This is a genomic window from Arthrobacter sp. AG258, assembly GCF_004364695.1.
Lineage (GTDB): Bacteria > Actinomycetota > Actinomycetes > Actinomycetales > Micrococcaceae > Arthrobacter.
This window is the reverse complement of sequence record NZ_SOBI01000014.1, coordinates 1-19426: the sequence shown is the minus strand read 5'-3', so window position 1 is coordinate 19426 and position 19426 is coordinate 1. Positions and strand designations below refer to the sequence as shown.

At 63.4% G+C, this 19426-nt stretch carries 15 protein-coding genes and 1 pseudogene; 1 reads left to right on the top strand and 15 read right to left on the bottom strand.

Features of this window, described 5'->3' with window-relative positions:
- Positions 1 to 173: 173 nt before the first annotated feature.
- The 13 genes from DFO47_RS20500 to DFO47_RS20440 form a co-directional block, all read right to left on the bottom strand.
- Complete coding sequence (locus DFO47_RS20500; RefSeq protein ID WP_133832852.1) at positions 174 to 1076, bottom strand: carbohydrate ABC transporter permease; 903 nt, start codon at positions 1074 to 1076, stop codon at positions 174 to 176.
- A gap of 8 nt (positions 1077 to 1084) precedes the next feature.
- A complete protein-coding gene (locus tag DFO47_RS20495; RefSeq protein ID WP_133832851.1) occupies positions 1085 to 2014 on the bottom strand; it encodes a sugar ABC transporter permease in 930 nt (309 codons plus the stop codon).
- Positions 2011 to 3471, bottom strand: a complete 1461-nt coding sequence (locus tag DFO47_RS20490; protein ID WP_133832850.1) for an extracellular solute-binding protein — start codon at positions 3469 to 3471, stop codon at positions 2011 to 2013. Before DFO47_RS20490 ends, DFO47_RS20495 begins: the two co-directional genes overlap by 4 nt.
- 64 nt (positions 3472 to 3535) lie before the next feature.
- A complete protein-coding gene (locus tag DFO47_RS20485) occupies positions 3536 to 4507 on the bottom strand; it encodes a PfkB family carbohydrate kinase (RefSeq protein WP_018763811.1) in 972 nt (323 codons plus the stop codon).
- Positions 4508 to 4541: 34 nt separating this feature from the next.
- Positions 4542 to 5966, bottom strand: coding sequence for a glycoside hydrolase family 32 protein (locus DFO47_RS20480; RefSeq protein ID WP_109864297.1), 1425 nt, complete (start codon positions 5964 to 5966; stop codon positions 4542 to 4544).
- Positions 5967 to 6211: 245 nt separating this feature from the next.
- Positions 6212 to 7285 (bottom strand): oligopeptide/dipeptide ABC transporter ATP-binding protein, encoded by a 1074-nt coding sequence (locus DFO47_RS20475; protein ID WP_133832849.1) that lies wholly within the window; start codon positions 7283 to 7285, stop codon positions 6212 to 6214.
- Complete coding sequence (locus DFO47_RS20470) at positions 7282 to 8235, bottom strand: ABC transporter ATP-binding protein (RefSeq protein ID WP_018763808.1); 954 nt, start codon at positions 8233 to 8235, stop codon at positions 7282 to 7284. The genes DFO47_RS20475 and DFO47_RS20470 overlap by 4 nt, the downstream gene beginning before the upstream one ends.
- Positions 8232 to 9158 carry an ABC transporter permease gene (locus tag DFO47_RS20465; RefSeq protein WP_133832848.1) on the bottom strand — a complete coding sequence of 309 codons (927 nt, stop codon included), beginning with the start codon at positions 9156 to 9158 and terminating at the stop codon, positions 8232 to 8234. The genes DFO47_RS20470 and DFO47_RS20465 overlap by 4 nt, the downstream gene beginning before the upstream one ends.
- 32 nt (positions 9159 to 9190) lie before the next feature.
- Positions 9191 to 10168: an ABC transporter permease gene (locus DFO47_RS20460; protein WP_018763806.1), complete on the bottom strand. Its 978-nt coding sequence runs from the start codon at positions 10166 to 10168 to the stop codon at positions 9191 to 9193.
- 122 nt (positions 10169 to 10290) lie between these two features.
- Entirely contained in the window at positions 10291 to 11964 is a 1674-nt protein-coding gene (locus DFO47_RS20455) for an ABC transporter substrate-binding protein (RefSeq protein WP_133832847.1), read from the bottom strand.
- A 79-nt stretch (positions 11965 to 12043) separates the two neighbouring features.
- Positions 12044 to 13114, bottom strand: coding sequence for a LacI family DNA-binding transcriptional regulator (locus DFO47_RS20450; RefSeq protein WP_133832846.1), 1071 nt, complete (start codon positions 13112 to 13114; stop codon positions 12044 to 12046).
- 156 nt (positions 13115 to 13270) lie between these two features.
- Complete coding sequence (locus tag DFO47_RS20445) at positions 13271 to 14269, bottom strand: aldo/keto reductase family protein (RefSeq protein WP_133832845.1); 999 nt, start codon at positions 14267 to 14269, stop codon at positions 13271 to 13273.
- On the bottom strand, positions 14269 to 15777 hold the full coding sequence (locus DFO47_RS20440) for a glycoside hydrolase family 32 protein (RefSeq protein ID WP_133832844.1): 1509 nt from the start codon (positions 15775 to 15777) through the stop codon (positions 14269 to 14271). Before DFO47_RS20440 ends, DFO47_RS20445 begins: the two co-directional genes overlap by 1 nt.
- A 955-nt stretch (positions 15778 to 16732) precedes the next feature.
- Between DFO47_RS20440 and DFO47_RS20435 the strand changes: the two genes are divergently transcribed.
- Positions 16733 to 17581 carry a MerR family transcriptional regulator gene (locus tag DFO47_RS20435; RefSeq protein WP_166651775.1) on the top strand — a complete coding sequence of 283 codons (849 nt, stop codon included), beginning with the start codon at positions 16733 to 16735 and terminating at the stop codon, positions 17579 to 17581.
- 145 nt (positions 17582 to 17726) lie between these two features.
- Here the strand turns inward: DFO47_RS20435 and DFO47_RS20430 are convergent, their stop codons facing one another.
- Entirely contained in the window at positions 17727 to 19109 is a 1383-nt protein-coding gene (locus tag DFO47_RS20430) for an MFS transporter (protein WP_133832842.1), read from the bottom strand.
- Between the two features lie 223 nt (positions 19110 to 19332).
- Positions 19333 to 19426 (bottom strand): annotated as a pseudogene (locus DFO47_RS21390) (mandelate racemase/muconate lactonizing enzyme family protein); the annotation flags it as partial.

Below are 19426 nucleotides of genomic sequence, written 5' to 3'. Positions count from 1 at the left end.
TGCAAGGCTTGGAATGCAGTTCGAGTCCCACCTCGGGCACAGCAGATCCCCTCGTCAGAGGGGCTTTTTGCTTTAACCTGTTCAGATACTTTGAGTGTCTTCGCTCTGGCCCGCCGTGCCCTCCCGAGATGATGCGCCCCACTGCGCGGACCTGTTTCTTTCCTGCACCACCGCTATTTGCTGGCGCCGGCGGTGAGGCCTTCTCGCAGGGTTCGTTGGCCGAAGATGAACACGACCAGTGCCGGCAGCATGGACAGGATCACGCCGGCGAGGACCACCGAGATGCTGCCGGTGCCGAGGTTGCCCTGGAGCGTGACCAGGCCGAGGGGAAGGGTGAAATTCTGTTCGCTGATGGTGAGGATCAGTGGCCGGAAGAACTCGTTCCAATGGAAGTTGAAGGCGAGGATCCCGACGATCGCCATGCCGGGGACCGCCAGGGGGACGTAGACCGAACGGAAGATCCGCCACGGCCCGGCACCGTCCAGGGCTGCTGCTTCGGCGAAGTCGTTCGGCAGGCCAAGGAAGTACTGGCGCATCAGGAAGGTGCCGAATGCTGTGGGAATGGCCGGCAGGATCAGGGCCAGCAGGGTGTCGGACAGGCCCATTCCACGGATCAGCATGAACACCGGGACGATGGTGACCTGCACCGGGACCATCATGGTGGCCAGCACCAGCGAGAAGATGGCGTTCTTACCGCGGAAGTCCAGGCGGGCGAAGGCGTAGCCGGCCAGGGTGGCCGACGCCATCTGGCCAAGTGCGATCAGGCCGGTCACCAGGGCGCTGTTCAGGACCAGGAGGCCGACGTTGATCTGCTTGAACACTTCCTGGTAAGCCGTGAAGTCAGGGTTGATGGGCAGGAAGGAGGGCGGCAGGTTGAACGATTCCGACGGCGTGCGCAGCGAGGTGGACAAGGTCCACAGGACAGGGCCGAGGGTCAGCGCCGCTGCCACGGCCAAGGCTGCGTATCTGCCGACAGTGCCGGCTGATGGCAAGCGGCGGGGCGTACGGGTGGCGGGCGGTTCGGCGGTGGAACCGGAAGGCAAGCCGGTCCCGGTGTGCAGGGTCTGGCTGGACATGGCGGACCTCACTGGTAGAAGACGAAGCGGCGGCTAAGGCGGAACTGCAGGGCGGTGACGGCAAGGATCAGCACGGTGAGTACCAGGCCTATGGCGGAGGCTTTGCCGAACTCCAGTTGCTGGAAGGCGGATTCGAAGATGACCATGACGGCGGTCCGGGTGGAGTCGCCGGGGCCGCCGTTGGTCAGGACATAGGGCTGGTCGAAGACCTGCAGGGCGCTGATGATGGCCATGACGGACGCCACGAGCACCGTCGGGCTGATCAGCGGAAGGGTCACGTTGCTGAACTGTTTCCAGCCCGTGGCACCATCCAGGTTCGCTGCTTCATGCAGTTCTTTCGGGATATTGGTCAGGGCGCCGAGAAAGAGCAGGAATGAGAACCCGAAGTTCTGCCACACGTAGACCAGGACGACGACGGCGGCGGACGCCGCAGGGCTTGTCAGCCACGGCACAGCGGGGATCCCGACGAGCGACAGGAGCCAATTCACCACGCCGAATTGTTCGTTGAACATGTACCGCATGAAGATGGACACCGACGCGGCGGACAGGACCAGGGGAAAGAAGAAGGTGGAACGGAGGAATACCCTCAGCCAGGAGGGCATCCTGGCCTGAAGCATGGAGGCCAGGCCAAGGGCGATGCCGAGTTGAAGGACTACCGCCACAATCACAAACCCGATGGTGTTCAGGAAGGACACGCGGACGGTGGGGTCCTGTGCCAGTGAGGCGAAATTGGCGAACCCGACGAACTGCGGTGCCGAAATGATGTCCCAGCGGAAGAACGCGAGGACCAGCGAAGCAATGATCGGCAGGAAGGTGAAAAGGGCCATCCCGATCACCGTAGGAGCAAGGAAAATCCTTGCAAGCCACCGCTCGACAAAGGACCGGCGCACGGCCGGTGGCTTCACTGGTGGCCGCGGGACGGTGGACGTGGTGGTCATGAATTCCTCCTCAGGGCCAGTTCGAGGTCACGTTGAAGGTTGCCCATCGCGGCCCGTACATCGGCGGAGCTGCCGCTGACCGCGGTGGAGACGTTCTTCATCAGGGCAGTTTCGACGGCCGCCTGGTGCGGCGGGGCGGGGATCGGGCCGGAGGTGGGGAACCTGTCCAGGGTGTCGTAGAAGACTTTCCAGTGCCGCGGCCCGGTGGCGGCGTAGAAGGACTCGTTGACCATTGAACGGCGTGTGGGGGTGGTGTTCGGTTTGGGAATGGCCAGCCGCATCGCTTCGCGGCTGGAGCAGAACTTCACCCATTCCCAGGCCGCGTCCTTGTCTTTCGCGGTGCGCATGATCGCGTAGCCGGCAGCACCGAACTGGTGCCGCTGGGTCCGCCAGCGCGGGAAGAACTGCACGTCGAACTGATCGGCGGTCATCCCGGCCTCGTGCAGGCCCTGCGCCCAATAGCCACCGGCCGGCGTCGTGCCGATGCGGTTGTTGCCGAACAGGCCCACCAGGGCGTTGCCGCCACCTGATTCGGGACGTACGCCGAGTCCTTCGGCTACGAGCTCGCGCAGGTAGTCGAAGGTTTCAATGACGCGCCCGTCCTCGGCGTTGGGGGCCAGCCACTGGTACCCGCCACCACGGGTGCCGCGGGCAGGGTCGGTGGGGTAGAAGCGGTCCCAGAGCCAGTCCCCGCCGGGCGCCTTCGTTTCGGACAGGAAGCTGGTGTCATTGGCGTAAAGCCACGGGACCACCCCGCCGAAAAGCCGGTTGGTCCAGTAGTACGGGGTGAAATCGGAGGGGCGGGCTTTACGCAGGGCCCGTAGGGTGGAGCTGAAGTCGTCCTTGGTCCAGTCGTCCCTCGGCCGGTCAAGGCCGGCCTGCGCGAAGGTGGTGGTATTCAGGTACATGTTCGCCGCGTTCCAGTCCAGGGGAAGCTGGTACAGGCTTCCCTGGTACATGAAGGCTTCCAGCAGGCTCGGATGAACGTCATTAAAGTAGTCGCTCATCGCCGCGGCGTCCCGGCGGACATATCCATCCAGAGGCTCGGCCAGCTTGTCGGCGAACAACTGGGCGCCTTCGGTGGCGACATAGACCACATCCGGTGGCGTTCCCGCGGCCACCATGGTCAGGATCTTGGAAAAGAAGTCCTTCCAGTCCGCACCCTGAATCGCCTGCAGCCGCACTGGGATGTCGGGATGGGCGGTGGTGAAAGCCTGGATCAGGCCCTGGCGTCCCGCCGCATCCGCTGCCGTTCCCAGAATGGCGATGTTCAGGGCCTTGCTGCCGCGGCCCGGAATGTCGGCGCCGGTAAGTCGGGGCCAGGCCCCCACAGTGGCCCCCGCCACGGCGAGCCCGCCCAGGCCCAGCATGGAACGCCGGGTGAGTTGCGCAAACCTGCTGCTGGACCGCAGCGAATGCGCAGGGGCTTGGTGCTCCGGTGTCTTCTCAGACGTCATTGTTGGCTCCTCCTAACAGGGTAGACGGCGTCCTTTACGTTTGTTGCCCGCGGGGTCGTTTTGTTTATGCCTGGTCGCATGCGAAAGCCCGTGGTGCGGAGGCGTGTGCTTCGACAGCAGCTGTCAGTTCGTCAAGGGTGGGTGGGTTGGCCCCGGCGCGCTGCACGGTGATGGCCGCTGCTGCGGCTGCCGTGCGTCCCAGTTGCTCCATGACGGCGGGGGCAAAGCCCCCGGCGCCGCGGGTGAGCAGGCCCAGGATCAGTGCGGCCATGTAGGAGTCGCCGGCGCCGATGGTGTCCGCCACCGTCGCTTTGACGGCGGGAATGGTGATGCTCGCGGACGGCGAGGTGAATTGGGAGCCGGCAGCACCTTTGGTTATCACCGCCAGCTTGGCGCCCAGGCGGAGGATGTGCTCAGCGGTTTCTTCCAGTGTTTTCGCGGGGTAGAGCCACTGGGCGTCCTCGTCGCTGAGTTTAACGACGTCGGTCAGTGCGCCGATTGCTTCGAAGGTTGCCTTCGCTTCGGCGTGGCTGCCAAGCAGCGATGGCCTGATGTTCGGGTCGTAGGTGATGGTGCAATGCTTGTGGGCTTGTTCGAGCAGGCTTTTGACGGCACCGGCCCCGGGGTTGAGGAAGGTGGCGATGGAACCGGTGTGCAGGACTTGGGGGAAACAGGCAGGCGTTGCTCGTGGCAGCTGCCAGCGGATGTCGAAGTCGTATGCGGCGGATCCGTCGGGTCCGAGGGTTGCGGTCGCTGTTGCGGTGCGGGTGAGGGATTTTGATCCAGGCAGAAGTGTTACCCCTGCCCGGTGGAGGTGGTTCTCGATAGTTCTTCCCCGCTCATCGGGTGCAATGGCCGTGAGCAAGCCCGTGGTGACCCCCAGGAGACCGAGGCCATAGGCGACATTGGCGGGCGATCCGCCAGGATGCTCAACCTGGCTGTCCGGGGCGGTGACCACATCGATCAGCGCTTCGCCGACAACGACGGCGTCAAATGGCTGCTGGGCGTCTGGGCAGGCTGCTTTGAGGTAATCCATATTTTTCTCTCGGGCAGTGTTGATTGGGGAGCGGCTAAGTCGTCGCGTTGATCTCGTTGATCGTGAGGTCACTGAAGGTGGCCGTTCCATCGTTGGCGTAGAGCCGGATGTTGTTGTCACCTTCCAGGGGAAACACCCGGTGTGAGTGCACCACCCGTCCGTCTCCGACGAACATTTCGACGCTGGTCCGGTCCACCAGGAGACGGAGTGTAAGGCGCCCTGCCGAGGGATCGATGGGTGTCTGGCTTTCCCCGCCGGTGGGGTTGATGGTGGGCCGCCGGTTGACGTAAGCGAAGGGGCCGCGGAGGAATGCACCGGCGGCGACGTGCCGGCCCCCACCGGCTGCACGGCAGACCTCAAGGCCGATGTTGGACGGAGGGGCCGCCGGGTCCCATACAAGTTCACAGGTCAGGTCATAGGCCAGTGAACTGATATCGAGGTCATGGGTTCCCGTGACCTCGACGTCCCCGAGGCGGTGGGTGCGTTCGATGTGGTTGGCCAGGCCGGTGGTGGGGGTCGAGAGGAGGCTGTAGCTTCCGCCTGCCTTCTTGAGCCGGATGTCGCGCACGATCATGTCATCACCGTTGTACGCGTCGGTCGCCAGGGTGGGGGTGTTGTGGGGGTAGTCCCAGAAGTTCGCCCAGCCAAGCGCCCTGCGCAGGGTGGCATCCTCCGCGCCGGAGGCGTCGTGGTGGGGGTAAGTCACTGCTCCGTAGAAGTCATAGCCGTAGTCCAGCCACTCCGGCTCGGCATGGTCCGGAGCAAACGTGATTCCGTTGAAGGCTCCTGTCCAATAGGCGTATGTTGCCGGCAGGCCTCGGCCTTTGCCGTTGGCGCTGGTGCCCAGGATCCAGTGCGAAGTACCGTCGTCGGCGGTCATGCGGAAAAGGTCCGGGCACTCCAGCAACCCAAGGTCCGTCCGGACGAACTCGCCGACCCGCCGCCAGGAACGCAGGTTGGCAGATGTGTAGAAGCCGAGCTTCTGCCCTTCGGCGTTGACCATGAACCACTGCCTGCGGTCTTCGTCCCAGATGACTTTCGGGTCGCGGAAGTCCTGCACGCCTGGGTTTGGAAGTACCGGCGCCGTCCCACCAGGTTTGAACGAACGCCCACGGTCAGTTGAGTACCAGAGGTATTGCGCCTGGCGGCCCTGGGGTGCCTGGGTCACGAGGGCTATGACGGCGTTTTCACCGTAGCCGGCAGTGTTTCGTTCGTCGATGACAAGGCAGCCTGACCAGCAGTCGCCGTTGCCGTTGCTGAACTTGGGGATGGCCACGCCACGGTCGCGGAAGGAGACGTGGTCGGTGGTGGTGGCACGGCGCCACGATGTGCCGCCGCCGCCCTGGAGGTAATCGGCGTTGTAGAGGTAGTAGTAGTGGTATTCGCCGTCGATGTAGATGGGCCGCTGGGGGTCGTTCTTCCAGTTGTCGGGGACGCTGAAGTGATAGGTCGGGCGCATACGGGTTGGTCCTTTGTAGGGCGGCTTGGCCGGTGCGTTGTCTGGGGCGTTCAGGCGTGCCGCTGCCGCTGACTGGGCGAATGGTGTTGCCAGTGCGAGCGATCCGGTGAGGGCAGCGGCCCCGCTTCCGGTCAGGAGGGCACGCCGGGATACGGCGGGTGAATCTTCCATCAGTTACCTTTCGGCGGGCAGCGACGGTGCTGCCAGGGCGTGAATGTTGATGTTTGGACGTGGAAACGGGAACGTCAGTCTCCAGGCTCCGGTTCTGTCGCCAATGCATGGCCGCCGGCGCCGGCGCGCGGGCGGTAGAGGTGGCAGCGGACCCAGTGGCGGTTCAGGGGGTCGCCCACCTGGTGCCGGACGGGTTCCTTGGATGAGCAGCGCTGCTCCGGGTCGTTCCCAAAGGCGCAGCCGGCGGAAGCCATGACGGCTTGCCGGAGCTGGGCGCGGTGGATGGGGTCGTAGGATCCGGCCCGCGCCGGGTCGGGGACGGCTGAGACGAGCAATTGGGTGTAGGGGTGGGCCGGGTTGGCCAGCAGGTCCAGTGATTCACCTTCTTCCACGATTTCGCCGGCGAACATGACGGCCGTCCGGTCCGCCAGGTACCGGGCGGAGGCGAGGTCGTGGGTGATGTAGAGCATGGAAATGCCCTGCTCATCGCGCAGTTTCCGCATCAGGTTCAGCACGCCGATGCGGACCGAAACGTCCAGCATGGAAGTCGGTTCGTCGGCGAGGATGACGTTTGGCTCCACGGCCAGGGCCCGCGCGATCGCGACCCGTTGACGTTGCCCGCCGGAGAGCTCATGGGGGTAGGAGTCGAGCATGTCGGCCTGAAGCCCGACGGTGGTCATGAGCTCTTCGAGACGGCGCCTGGTCTGCTCTTCGGAACCGCGTTGGCGGGTGCCGCCTTTGCCGTGGATGGTGAGGGACCGGCGGAGGAAGTGCTCGATTCGGTGGGCGGGATTCAGTGAGCCAAAGGGGTCCTGGAAGACCATTTGCAGCTGGGACCGGAACTCCCGTGAGGCCTGGAAACGGTCACGTTTGAGGACGTCGACCCCGTCGACCAGGATGGCCCCTTCGCTCGGTTTCTCGAGCCGGGCGACACAGCGGGCCAGGGTGCTCTTGCCTGAACCGGATTCGCCGACCAGTGCCACGATCTCTCCGCGACCGATGGTCAGGTCGACACCGTGGAGCGCCCGGACCGCCTGGCTGGAGAACAGGCCGCCGATGTGGAAGGACTTACCAAGTCCGCGCACCTCCAGGGCAGGAGTCAGGGACGAAACATCCGGCCGTGCCGGGGAGTGGACGGCGTGGCTCATTGTGCTGCTCCTTCAAGGACGGCGGCTTCGGCGTCGGCATCAAACGGTGCCACGAAGTGGCCGGGCGCAATTTCGGCGAGGTCCGGGATGTTCCGGAACTTCACGCCGTCGGGCAGGCCCTTAAGCGGGATCCGCGGGCCGGTGAGCGGCGGGAACGCGCCCATGAGGGCTTGGGTGTAGGGGTGTCCTGGGGCGGTGTAGATGTCGTGGGCTTTGGCCGTTTCCACGATCCGGCCGCCGTACATGACGGCCATCCGGTGGGAGAGTTCCACCATCAAGGACATGTCGTGCGTGATGAAGAGGACGGAGAAGCCCAGTTCGCGCTGCAGATCCTTGATCTGGGCCATGATCTCCTGTTGCACCACCACGTCCAGTGCGGTGGTGGGCTCGTCAAGGATCAGCAGTGACGGCTTCAGGGCGACAGCCATGGCGATGACGGCGCGTTGCCGCATGCCGCCGGAGAGTTGATGCGGGTACGACTTGAGGCGGGCGGGGTCCATGCGGACCAGTTCCAGCAGCTGCGCCGCGCGTCGAAGGGATTCTTTGCGCGGGTAGCCGGCGTGGGTGGTGAAGATGTCAGCCATCTGTTCCCCGATGGTGAGCACGGGGTTCAGCGAGTTCATGGCGGACTGGAACACCATGGCGACGTCCTGCCAGCGGAAACGGCGCAGCTCGTCCTGGTTCATGGCGAGGACGTCCTTGCCGCCGAAGGAGATGCTGCCGGCGGCGATCTTCGCCGGGTCCTTGAGCAGCCGCATGATGGAGTTGGCGATGGTTGATTTTCCGCAACCGGATTCGCCGGCCAGCCCGAAGACCTCACCGGCGCCGATGCTGAAGGAGACGTCGTTCACGGCCGTGGTCGAGCGGGAGTCGCCGACGTATTTGACGGTGAGGTTCTTGACGTCGAGGACCGGTTCATGGGAGCCGAAGGAGGTTTGGGAGACGGTCACTGTGCGGCGCCCCTTTCGGTGGTGGCGGGTTTGCGGATCTTCCTCAGCCGGGGGTTGGTTACTTCGTCGACGGCGTAGTTGATGAGGGCCAGGGCGAATGCGACCAGGGCGATGCAGAGGCCGGAGGGGATGAAGACCCACCAGCTTCCGGTGAGCAGGGCGCCTTCGTTTCCGGCCCAGAAGAGGTTGTTGCCCCAGGAGACAGTGCTGACGTCACCCAGTCCAAGGAATTCGAGGCCGGCCTGGGCCCCGATGCCGTAGATGACGCAGGCGAGCAGTGTTCCCATCACGATCGATGCCATGTTCGGCAGGATTTCGCGGAACATGATGCGGCCGGCGCGCTCACCGGAGACGACGGCGGCAGCGACGAAGTCCTTGGATCGGATGGATAGGGCCTGTGCCCGGAGTACGCGCGCCGATCCGGCCCATCCCGTGACGGTGAGGACCAGGATGACCGTGCCCAGCCCCGGGGGCAGGAAGGCGGCCAGGATGACGAGCAGCGGCAGGCCGGGAAGGAGGAGGAAGACGTTGGTCAGCAGCGACAGTGCTTCGTCGATGAATTTGCCGAAATAGGCTGATGCCAGGCCAACGAGGATTCCGATGAAGGTGGATGCGAACCCGACGGTAAGCCCTACGAGCAGGGAGCTTCGGGCGCCGTGGATGGTCAGGGCGAGCACGTCCTGGCCCTTGGCGGTGGTTCCGAGCCAGTGTTCGCTGTCTGGTTCCAGTGAGGCCATCCCGGTGATCCGGGAGGGGTCGTCCGGGAACAGTACCGGCGCGGCCAGGGAGAGGACGATGAAGACGAGCATGATGGCCATGCCGGTCATGGCCTTCTTGTTGGTGATGAGTCCGTGGATGAAACCACGGTTGGTTTTGCGGGCAGCTTTTGCTTCAGTTGGCTGCTGGAGGATAACGCTGGTCATGGTCGGTCCCTTGGTTACTGTGTACGCACTGCTCAGTTGCTGCGCACGCGGGGGTCGAGGCGGACGTAGAGGATGTCCACCAGGAAGTTCGCCAGCAGCACGGCGGCGGTGATGGTCAGGAACAGGCCCTGCATAAGCGGGTAGTCGAGGCCTTGGACGGCGTTGAGGAGCTGGTATCCGACGCCGGGGTAGGCGAAGACCACCTCGGTCAGGAGGGCGCCGCCGACGACGAAGCCCAGGCCCATGCCGAAGCTGGTCACCGAGGGCAGCATCGCGTTCCGGGCTGCGTAGCGGAGCATGATCCGTCCGGGGCGCAGGCCCTTGGCTTCGGCCATGGTGATGTAGTCCTCGGAGTTCGTGGCAATCATGGTGTTCCGCATGCCCAACATCCAGCCACCGATGGAGACCAGCACGATGGTCAGCGCCGGTAGCACGAGGTGGGCGCCGACGTCACCGATGAACTCGGCGGTGAACGCCGGCTCCAGGCCGTCGGTGAACGCGTGGCGGATGGGGAACCAGCCGAGCACGACGCCGAACAGGTACAGAGCGCCCATTGCCAGCCAGAAGTAGGGGAACGATCCGATAAAGACCAGCACGGGAGGCAGGGCCGAGTCGAGGGCGCTGCCGCGGCGCCAGGCTGCCAGGATGCCCAGCAGGTTGCCCACGACGGCGGCAATCACCAGCGCGGTTCCGCCAAGCAGGAGGGTCCAGCCGATTTGGGATGAGATGACTTCGGTGACGGGGGTGGGGAAGCGCGTAATCGATACCCCCATCTGTCCGGTGAGGATGTTCTGGAGGTAGCCGGCGTACTGCTCCCAGATGGGCCGGTCGTCCACGCCAAGCAGCTTGCGCAGGGCTTCGAGCTGTTCGGGCTGCATTCTGTCCTGGGTGCGGGCAAACATGCGTGATACGGGGTCCCCGGGCATGAAGCGGGGGAGCAGGAAATTCAGGGTAATGGATGCCCAGAAGGCGATCAGGTAGAAACCCAGTCGGCGCAGGATGAAGCGCACGGTTTCCCTCCAATTCGGGAGTGGTCAAGATTGTGGGTACGCCCGACGGCCGGCTGATGGCATGTGCCAGGCCGTCGGGCGTGTGGTGCCTTGAGGGCCAGATGGGCCTCAGGGGCGGGGGACTACTTGCGCGGTTCCAGGCTGGTCAGCACCAGAACCGTGGTGGGTGCGCGAACCGAGAGGGTGGCGTAGGGGTTGTCCTGCGTGGGCCAGCCGGTGAAGCGGGTGTCATTGTATGCACCCCATTCCGGGCCGGAAAACAGCGGCACCACTGGTGCGGCGTCGTTGTATTCTTCCTGCAGCTTGTTGGCAATATCCTTTTGCCTGGACTGGTCAGTCGCTGCAGCGAAGTCGCTCAGCAGGGCATCAGCTTTGGGGTCGCCGAAACGGTGGTAGTTATCAGAGGCCTTGGTGCCCACGGGCTTCACCGATGCGGAGCCCATGGTGGTGTTGAAGTACTTGTACGGGCTGGGATCGTTGGCACTCCAGACGATGCCGGAGTCGAAATCACCCTTTTCGTACCCTGCCACCACGGCAGCCCAGTCCGGAGAGTCCACCTTCGCGGTTACGCCGACCTCCGCCAGGTTCTGGGAGATCACGTTGGCCACGGAAAGCCAGTCGGACGAGGTAGCACCCACGGAAATCTTGAACTCGAACGGTTTGCCGTCCTTGAGCGTGCGCTTGCCGTCGGGGCCCTTGGGGTAGCCCGCCTTGTCCAGCAGGTCGTTTGCTTGCTGGACGTCGTGCTTGGTCCACGTGCAGTTGTCCTTGACCTGGGTGTTCTTCCAGGTCTCGTAGTTGCCGGAGAGGCCGGTGCAGTCGGCCGGCTGCGCGTAGCCGCTCATGCCGATCTTGGTGACCTGGTCCCGGTCCACGGCCATGCTCAGCGCCTTGCGGACATCTACATCGTTGAAGGGCGCCTTGGTGGTGTTGAGCTGCCAGTTGATCATGGCACCGGTCGGAGGGAACCAGTAGTGCCGGTGGTCCTTGTCCTTCGAGACGAAGGTCTTTTCGATATTCGGGATGTACTGGGGCGCCCAGTCCACGTCGCCGTTGGCGGCGGCGAGGTTGGCGCCGTCGTTCCCGGCGAACGCGAGCATCTTGATGCCGGCAATCTTCTGCTTGTCCGGCTGCCAGTAATTGGGGTTCTTCTTCAGCACGAAGGACTGGGCCTGGAAGTTGTCCACCTCGGTGTACGGTCCGGTGCCCACAGGTTTGGCGTTGGCATCCTTTTCCGGATCGGCCAGCGCGGACCAGATGTGCTTGGGCAGAATGCTGAGCTGGCCGACGTCGTACAGGGCGGGGGACCAGGGCTTGTTGAAGTTGAAGGTGACCTGGTTGCCTTGCGCCGTCACGCCGTCGAGATACTCGTAGCCGCCCTTCAGCTTCTTCTGCAGCTCGAACGTGTACGCGACGTCGTCGGCAACGAGCGGCTGGCCGTCGGACCACTTCACACCATCACGCAGGGTGAACGTGATGGACTTACCGTCGTCCGCGGCCTTCCAGTCGGTGGCCAGCCACGGCACCGTATTGCCCTTGGCCGGGTTGAAGACCAGGAGGGACTCGTAGATGGACTGCTGGACCATGGGGTTGACGGTCGGCGCGAACGGGTTGAAGTTCTGCACGAACGTGCCCATGTCTTCACGGGGAATGGTGAGGAACGCGCTGGCGTTGGCTGCGGCGTCGGTGCCGCCGGACTTGTTGCCGGTGGCGGCGCAGCCGGTCAGCAGCATCGCGCCTACCGCCAGTCCGGCCGCGGCAATGCGGGCGGACTTGAGGAACCTGGTTTGTGTCATGATGGGGTTATCTCTTCCTGTCTTCATCAGCAAGGTGAAGGGTGGGTTGGGGTTTTGCTCTTCGACGTTGATTTCGCGGTCAGACCGAAGAGCGTTCTAACAGCGGACAGTCGACCAACTGCTGACTGGCAGTGATCGGCTGTCCGGCTGTAAGGGCGGCGAGCGTCTGGACTCCCAGAGCGCCCATCTTTTCGAACGGCAACGCAACAGTGGTCAGCTTGGGCCTGAGGTAGGCCGCGATGAGTTCCTGGTTGTCGAAGCCGATCACGGCGACGTCACCGGGGATGGCCAGGCCACGTTCCTTGATGGCGTCGTAAGCCCCCATGGCCATACGGTCATTGAGGCAAAACAGGGCGGTGGGCCGGTCCTTGGCCGGGTACCGGTCAAGGATCTGACAGGCAGCGTCGTAGCCTCCGTCTGCCGTCGCATACCCGGCCGCCACGAGTTCCGGATCAAGCTCCAGGCCGGCGTCGGCCAAGGCCTCCCGGACGCCCTGCAAACGCCCAACAGCTGCCGGAATGCGGGGGTCCAGGTTGATCACACCGATCTTGGTGTGGCCGGCCTTGAGGAGGCGTTCGACGGCGACCCGTCCGCCCGCGCGTTCGTCAGGGACGATTGAGGGCAGCTTCCCGTCCAGGTCGAAACAGTTGACGAGCACCGTGGGCACTTCGTGCGCGCTGGGGGGCACATGGACGCCACGGTGGTGGGTTGCGGCGTACAGCAGGCCTTCCACCCGCTGCTCCAGCAGCTTTTCCACAGCAGCATCCTCCATCCCCTGGTTGGGGCCGGCCGCATCACCCTGGTCCGACGGGGCGATCAGGAGGAACCGGCCGTCACTCCAGGCCTGGTCCTGGGCACCTTTGATGATGTCCACGGCGAATGGGGCCGTGACGATCTCGGTGACGATCCCGTACCAATCGCTGCGCTGGGATGCCAGCGCCCTCGCCCCGGCATTTGGACGGTAGCCCAAAGCTTGAACCGCCTCAGCGATGCGGACCCGGGTCTCCTCCGAGATGCTGGCGTCTTCACGGTTGTTCAGCACGAATGAAACAGCTGTCCGGGATACTCCGGCATGCTTGGCTACGTCATTCATGGTGACGCCACGCTGCCGGGCAGTGCCGGGTTTGTCGGGGGAGGTGGTCTTCGCCATTGAATGCTCCAGAGGTCTTCGTTGAGCTGGGGTTGCCCGTGCTAATACGGAGGCAATGTGGTGAATCTAAGCCTAGTAACTCGCGTTACTTTCGGGCTGTGATCTAAGTTACCCGCGTTACTAGATGGTGTCAATACATTTCTTCAGCTGCTGCTGTTAGGGGCGGTCCTTGAAGGACTCGACCTTCCCGGGGTCTCTTTCGATGACGGGGCCGAGGATGTCATCGATCCTCAGGAGCATTTCCTGGTCGAGTTTCACTCCTGCGGCACGGACGTTGTCCACGAGCTGCCCGGGCCGGGATGCTCCCACGATGGCTGCCGAGACGTTGGGGTTTTGCAGTACCCATGCAACCGCGAAAGCCGCCATGGACAGTCCCGTCTCTTCGGCCAGGGGCTTCAATTTCTGGACGCGGATGAGGATGTCCTCGTTGAGAAAGCGGTGGTCATTCTTCAGCTTGCCGTTGTCGCCTCGGAAGCGGGAGCCTTCCGGGGCCGCCGCGCCGGGGGTGTATTTGCCGGTGAGGACTCCCTGGGCGAGCGGAGACCAGCAGATCTGGCCAATGCCCAGTTCCTCGCTCAGGGGAACGATTTCCGGTTCGATGACGCGCCACAGCATGGAATACTGCGGCTGGTTGGAGATGAGCTGGACCCCAAGGTCCCTGGCAAGGGCAACGCCGGAGCGGATTTCGTCCGCCGTCCACTCCGACACCCCGATATAGTGCGCCTTCCCCGCCCGGACAATATCGGCAAAAGCCTGCATGGTCTCTTCCAGCGGAGTCTCGTAGTCATACCTGTGCGCCTGGTAGAGATCCACGTAGTCAGTCTGGAGCCGGCGCAGCGAGGAGTTAATGGACTGCATGACGTGCTTGCGGGACAGGCCGCGGTCGTTCCGGCCATCCCCGGTAGGGAAGTAGGCCTTGGTAAAGATCTCCACGCTTTCACGGCGTGTTCCCTTGAGCGCCACACCCAAAGCTTCCTCCGCCCGGGTTCCGGCATAGGCATCGGCAGTGTCAAAGGTGGTGATGCCCAACTCCAGTGCCTGTTTGACGCATTCCGTCGCGGCGGCCTGGTCGATCTGCTCGCCGTGAGTGACCCAGTTTCCGTAGGCGATTTCGCTGATGTACAGGCCGGAGGCTCCCAATTTGCGGTATTCCATTAGGCATCAGCCTTTTCGAAGTTGGTGAGTTGGAGCACTGCGTCGGCTGTGCCGCCGGTGGAGTAGAGAGTGAGGGAAGTTTGGGCTTGATCCGGGAAGATCAGTTCGGTCACCGAGACGAGCCCATCGTTGCCGAAGACCTCCACTGAGCAATGGTCGACGAAGATCTGCAGGCGGTAGTTGCCATCCTTGGCTGCGGCAATGGGGGCGCGGCTGGTGGAGGCGAAGGCTTCATGGAAGTCGGTGTCGCCGGAGTGGGTGCGGTCCACGATCAGGTCCCCGCTGCCGGCGTGGATCCCGATTCGTGTCCCGACCGTCCCGTCCGCTGACCCTCTGACCACAAGCCCGAACTCCTCGGCGTCACCAGGGGAGAAGGTGATGTCAATAAGCTGTACCGCAGTGCCGCCCTCAACGGTTGCGGGGCCGTTCAGGGCCAGCCGCTGCTCGGGACCGGGTGTCGAAGTTGCCCTCGCCTCCGGTACGGGGCGCTGCAGGAGCCGGGGTTGCCCGTTCACGGAAACGAGGGACACGTCCCGGACCAGGCTCATGGGGCTGCGCCAGGGCGAGGTGGGGATGTGGTTGGCATACTGCCAGTTGTTCATCCAGCCGATCATCAGCCGCCGGCCGCCCGGGACGTTGCTGAACGAGACCGCGGCGTAGTAGTCCCGGCCCCAGTCCAGCCACTGGTAGTCGGGTACGCGCTCAGGGTCCTGCATCCCCGCGGTGAGGGTTGTCTCGGAACTGAACGTGACGCCGTCGAACTCTCCCACGAAGTACTGCCCTGCGGACCCGCCGTTGGGGCCGCCGGGGTTCATGTTCACCGTCAGGACCCATTTCATGGCTGAGGAGTCACCGTCCAGGGGCAGCTCGAAAAGGTCCGGGCATTCCCAGATGCCTCCCGTGCCATTGGCGGGGCCGAAGGTGCTGAGATATTCCCAGCTCTTGAGGTCTTGTGAGCGGTAGAGCAGGACGGTGAAATCATGGGCCTCCACCGCCACCATGACCCAATAGCTGCCCGAAGGGCCGTCGTAGCGGAATACCTTGGGGTCCCGGAATTCCGGCGAGTTCCGGGTCAGGACCGGGTTGCCGGCGTACTTCGTCCAGGAGTATCCGCCGTCCGTGCTCCACGCGAGGGACTGCGCCTGCGTGCCCTCGTGGAGGGAGCCCGGCTTGTACGCGCTGGTGTAGATGGCCACCAGGGGAGCCTTACCGTCCGCGCCGAATCCGCTGGTGTTTTCGGCGTCAACCACAATGCTGCCGGAGTAGATTTCCTCGTCGTCATCACAGGGAATCGCTACCGGTTGCTCCGTCCAGCTGATCAGGTCAGCAGAAGTCGCATGGCCCCAGGACATATTGGCGTGGACGTTTCCGAAGGGGTTGTTCTGGTAGTACAGGTGGTAGGTGCCCTCGTGGAAGACAAGCCCGTTCGGATCGTTGAGCCACGTGTCTTTGGCGGCAAAGTGCATGGCCGGCCTGTAGGTCTCAACGGTGGTGGTAATGCTGTTCATTGTTCTCTTTTCATGGCCGTGACTGCGGTCCGCGGACCTGTGGAGCGGGCGTGTGTTGGCGTAAAGGGAGCACCGCGAAATCGAACTGGCTGCAATTGCAGGAGTCGGGGTGCTCTCAGGTTCATCGCGTGGGGAGAGCGCCTGGCTCGACCTGAAGAAAGAATCTGGTTTGTGTCATGATGAGCTGTCTCTTCCTTTCTTCATCAGCAAGGTGAAGGGTGGGTTGGGTTTTGCTCTTCGATGTTGATTTCGCGGTCAGACCGAAGAGCGTTTTAGTACCGGACAGTCGATTACTGCCGGATGGCAGTGGTCGGCTGTCCTGCTGCATAGGTTGATGAACTTCCTAAGTGTTTGTTCCTAAAGACCCACGTCTACGAGGCTCCTTGGCGCCCCGTGTGCAGCAATAGCTGCCTGGCGAAGCAATGTCTGAGAAGTTTCGTGCCCGGCTTTGGGAGGCGGTGTCCGCCATTGGATGCTCCAGAAGTCTTCTCTCTAACTGGACCTTGGCCGCTAGTGGTCTGGTCTTACCATTAGTAACTCGCGTTACCTTGGTGCGTGATCTAAGTTACCCGCGTTAGCTGTTTGGTGTCAAAGGGTTTTTCCACATGTACGCCGTCGCCCACTGCATGGGGGGCGTTGCCGGGAATGGCAGATTTCCCAATCCCGGCACCGTATTCGTGAGATACGTGCCAGCCTGTCGTTGACTGGAACGGGGTCGCGTACAGCCCTGGACGGGCGTCCCGGCGGCTCGTCGCTATAGCCGGTAGCCCTGAGAACCTCGATGGGCCTCATGTTCCGGCACGCCTGGCAGTGGCAGCATCGGCGCGGGTAGCCCAAGAGAGATGGACCTAGGCTACTTTTGGTCGGTACCCCGGCTGGTCGGTCGCAGCGCGCCGTCAAATGAGTCTTCGAGAAAATGGACTCTGACACGATGTCAGCGCGGAGAATCAGAGGCATGACCGATATCTCAAAGCTCATGCCCATCGGCCACTTCTCCTCGCTCAGCAGGATCAGTGTCAGGATGTTGCGGCATTACGACGCGAACGGAGTCCTCGCTCCGGCTGTTGTCGATCGAGCCACCGGCTACCGTTGGTATGCCCACGACCAGCTCCGCGAGGCAAGCGAAATCCGGCGGCTCAGGGACGTGGGCTTTGGTGTGTCTGCCATAGGGGCGCTCCTTGCTGCCCGGGGGACCCCCGCTTACGCACAAGCCCTGTCCGCTCAGCGAGCGGCCCTTGCCGAGGAATCGTCAGCCGCCCTGCGACGGCTCGTAATCATTGAACGAATGCTGGACCAACAACGTCAGGAGGACGCCATGTCTACCATCTCTGCCGAACTCACCACGTTGCCCGAGCAAACCCTCATCACCCTTCGCGGGAGGGTGCCCGACTACACTGCCGAGGGCGAACTATGGGCCCGGTTCACGCCTGAGATCTCAGCCCAAGGGATTCGCGTCACGGGGGCTGGCGGGTGCATCGAACACGACGGTGAATACCGCGAGCATGACGTCGACGAGTCGGTCTTCCTTGAGGTAGCGCCCGATACCGAGGCCGCGGAGCCACTGAGCGTGCTGCACTTTCCCGCACGTCGCGTGGTGGCCGCTACAGTCACCGGGCCGTACACGGATGCGATTCCCCGGGCACATGAAGCGATCGCAGCGTTCATGGCCGAAAACGATTGGCGGCCGGCAAGGGAAGATGACGACCTCGCGACGCACCACTTCAACATTTATCGCAACGATCCGAGCCAAACGCCCGAAGCCGAGCTCGTGACCTCAGTGTTCATGCCTGTCGTGGAGGCATAGTCATATGCGTTCTCTGAAGGCAGCCAGGTGATTTGGGTGAGCGATCCAGTCGAACCCTGAAGGAAGCAGCGGCGAAGAGGAACCCGTGGCACGAGTCATCTTGCGGCATTCTCTTCGGCGAGTCGGGCTTGGGCGCCAGGGGAGTTTAGTTCTGTGCTTTGTCGTGGGTGAATTCGAGCCGCTGTACCTTGCCCATGATGAGGTAGCCGAGCAGAGCGACGGCTCCGTGGGCGCCGACGAACCAGAGGGCGACGTCGAAGTTCCCGGTGGCCGCGATGACGAATCCGATGACGATGGGGGTCACGATGCCGGCGATGTTGCCGAAGGCGTTCATGATGGCGGCGGAGACGCTGTTGGCTTCCTTGGGGGCCATGTCGGTGGCGAATGCCCAGCCCAGTGCCGCAACCCCCTTACCGAAGAATGCGAGAGTCATGAGCGTCACGATGAGGGGAGTGCTGTCGGTGAATGGGCAGAGCATGATCAGCATGGCCAGTGCCATGCCGGCAACCGACGGAATTTTCCGTGCCGCCGTGAGGGGGACTCCCCTGCGTAGGAGGAGGTCGGAGATGAATCCACCCAGTATGCCGCCAGCGAAGCCTGCGAGGGCGGGGATGGCCGCGATGAAACCGGCCTGCATGATGTTCAGGTGCCTGCTGCTGACCAGGTAGATCGGGAACCAGGTGATGAAGAAATAGGTAAGGGCGTTGACGGCGTATTGTGCCACGTAGAGACCCCAAAACATGCGGCTGGTAAAGAGCTGCTTGAACTGGGACCGGGTGATTGTCGCCTTCCGCTGGGAGAGGGTTGCCGATTCGTCGAGGTCGACCAGGCCTCCTCCTGCCCGGATGGTTTCGATTTCTGTGGCGGAGACGCGTTTGTGCCTTGAGGGGACGTTCATCCAGCGAAACCAGACGACGGCCATGGCCAGGCCAAGTGCGCCCAGGACGTAGAACCCGATGCGCCAGCCGAAGCTGAAGGTCATCCAACCGATGATGGGGGCGAACATCGCTGTGGCGAGGTACTGGGCGGAGTTGAATACTGCCGTGGCTTGACCGCGCTCGCTGGTGGGGAACCACATGGTGGTAATACGTGCGTTAGCAGGAAAGGCAGGGGCCTCCACAAGCCCGAGGAACAGGCGTAGGGCGAACAGGATGCCCACCGATACCAGAACCGGTGTGGACATCAGGCCGACGAAGCCCACCACGAGAGTGGCCGCGGACCAGAGCGCGAGGCTGAGCCCGTAGGTCTTTTTGGCTCCGAACCGGTCCAGCAGGTATCCGCCCGGAAGCTGCCCGACGACGTAGGCCCAGCTGAAGGCTGAGAAAACAAACCCGAGCTGGACTGATGTCATCCCGAGTTCTTTGGTCATGTCTGTTCCCGCGATGGACATGCTGCTGCGGTCTGCGTAATTCACTACCGTGACGAAGAAGATCAGCCCCAGCACAAGGAACCGTGTATGGGACTTGGTGCGTGCAGGACGTGCTGGTCCGGCTTCCTGGGTGGTGGATTGGATGATGGGATTGGACATCGACGTTCCTTATCGTGAAAAAAGCGCGGGGGTCGGGTTCACTGCGGCGTCAGTGGGCCGGGCCGGGACATCCGAACACTCGTGGGTTTAGTTGTCGGTGCTGCGCTGTGTGCCGCAGGGGGAAGCCGGAGCATTGTGTGCTTCGGCCGTGTCGCCGTGGGCGCGAACGGCGGCAAGCGTGGGTTCTGTGGGCGCCGGCAACCGTGCGCGCCCGGAGCGGCAGTTACGCGCCGAAGGCCACGCTTTCGGTTGTCCAGGCGCGGGCTTGGTCGCTGAGGGTGATGCCGAGGCCGGGGCGGTCCGGGACGATCATCCGG

Excerpts from the sequence above, each read along its gene's own strand:
- DFO47_RS20500 (WP_133832852.1), bottom strand. The coding sequence starts at position 1,076 with ATGTCCAGCCAGACCCTGCACACCGGGACCGGCTTGCCTTCCGGTTCC.
- DFO47_RS20495 (WP_133832851.1), bottom strand. The coding sequence starts at position 2,014 with ATGACCACCACGTCCACCGTCCCGCGGCCACCAGTGAAGCCACCGGCC.
- DFO47_RS20490 (WP_133832850.1), bottom strand. The coding sequence starts at position 3,471 with ATGACGTCTGAGAAGACACCGGAGCACCAAGCCCCTGCGCATTCGCTG.
- DFO47_RS20485 (WP_018763811.1), bottom strand. The coding sequence starts at position 4,507 with ATGGATTACCTCAAAGCAGCCTGCCCAGACGCCCAGCAGCCATTTGAC.
- DFO47_RS20480 (WP_109864297.1), bottom strand. The coding sequence starts at position 5,966 with ATGCGCCCGACCTATCACTTCAGCGTCCCCGACAACTGGAAGAACGAC.
- DFO47_RS20475 (WP_133832849.1), bottom strand. The coding sequence starts at position 7,285 with ATGAGCCACGCCGTCCACTCCCCGGCACGGCCGGATGTTTCGTCCCTG.
- DFO47_RS20465 (WP_133832848.1), bottom strand. The coding sequence starts at position 9,158 with ATGACCAGCGTTATCCTCCAGCAGCCAACTGAAGCAAAAGCTGCCCGC.
- DFO47_RS20455 (WP_133832847.1), bottom strand. The coding sequence starts at position 11,964 with ATGACACAAACCAGGTTCCTCAAGTCCGCCCGCATTGCCGCGGCCGGA.
- DFO47_RS20450 (WP_133832846.1), bottom strand. The coding sequence starts at position 13,114 with ATGGCGAAGACCACCTCCCCCGACAAACCCGGCACTGCCCGGCAGCGT.
- DFO47_RS20445 (WP_133832845.1), bottom strand. The coding sequence starts at position 14,269 with ATGGAATACCGCAAATTGGGAGCCTCCGGCCTGTACATCAGCGAAATC.
- DFO47_RS20440 (WP_133832844.1), bottom strand. The coding sequence starts at position 15,777 with ATGAACAGCATTACCACCACCGTTGAGACCTACAGGCCGGCCATGCAC.
- DFO47_RS20435 (WP_166651775.1), top strand. The coding sequence starts at position 16,733 with ATGACCGATATCTCAAAGCTCATGCCCATCGGCCACTTCTCCTCGCTC.
- DFO47_RS20430 (WP_133832842.1), bottom strand. The coding sequence starts at position 19,109 with ATGTCCAATCCCATCATCCAATCCACCACCCAGGAAGCCGGACCAGCA.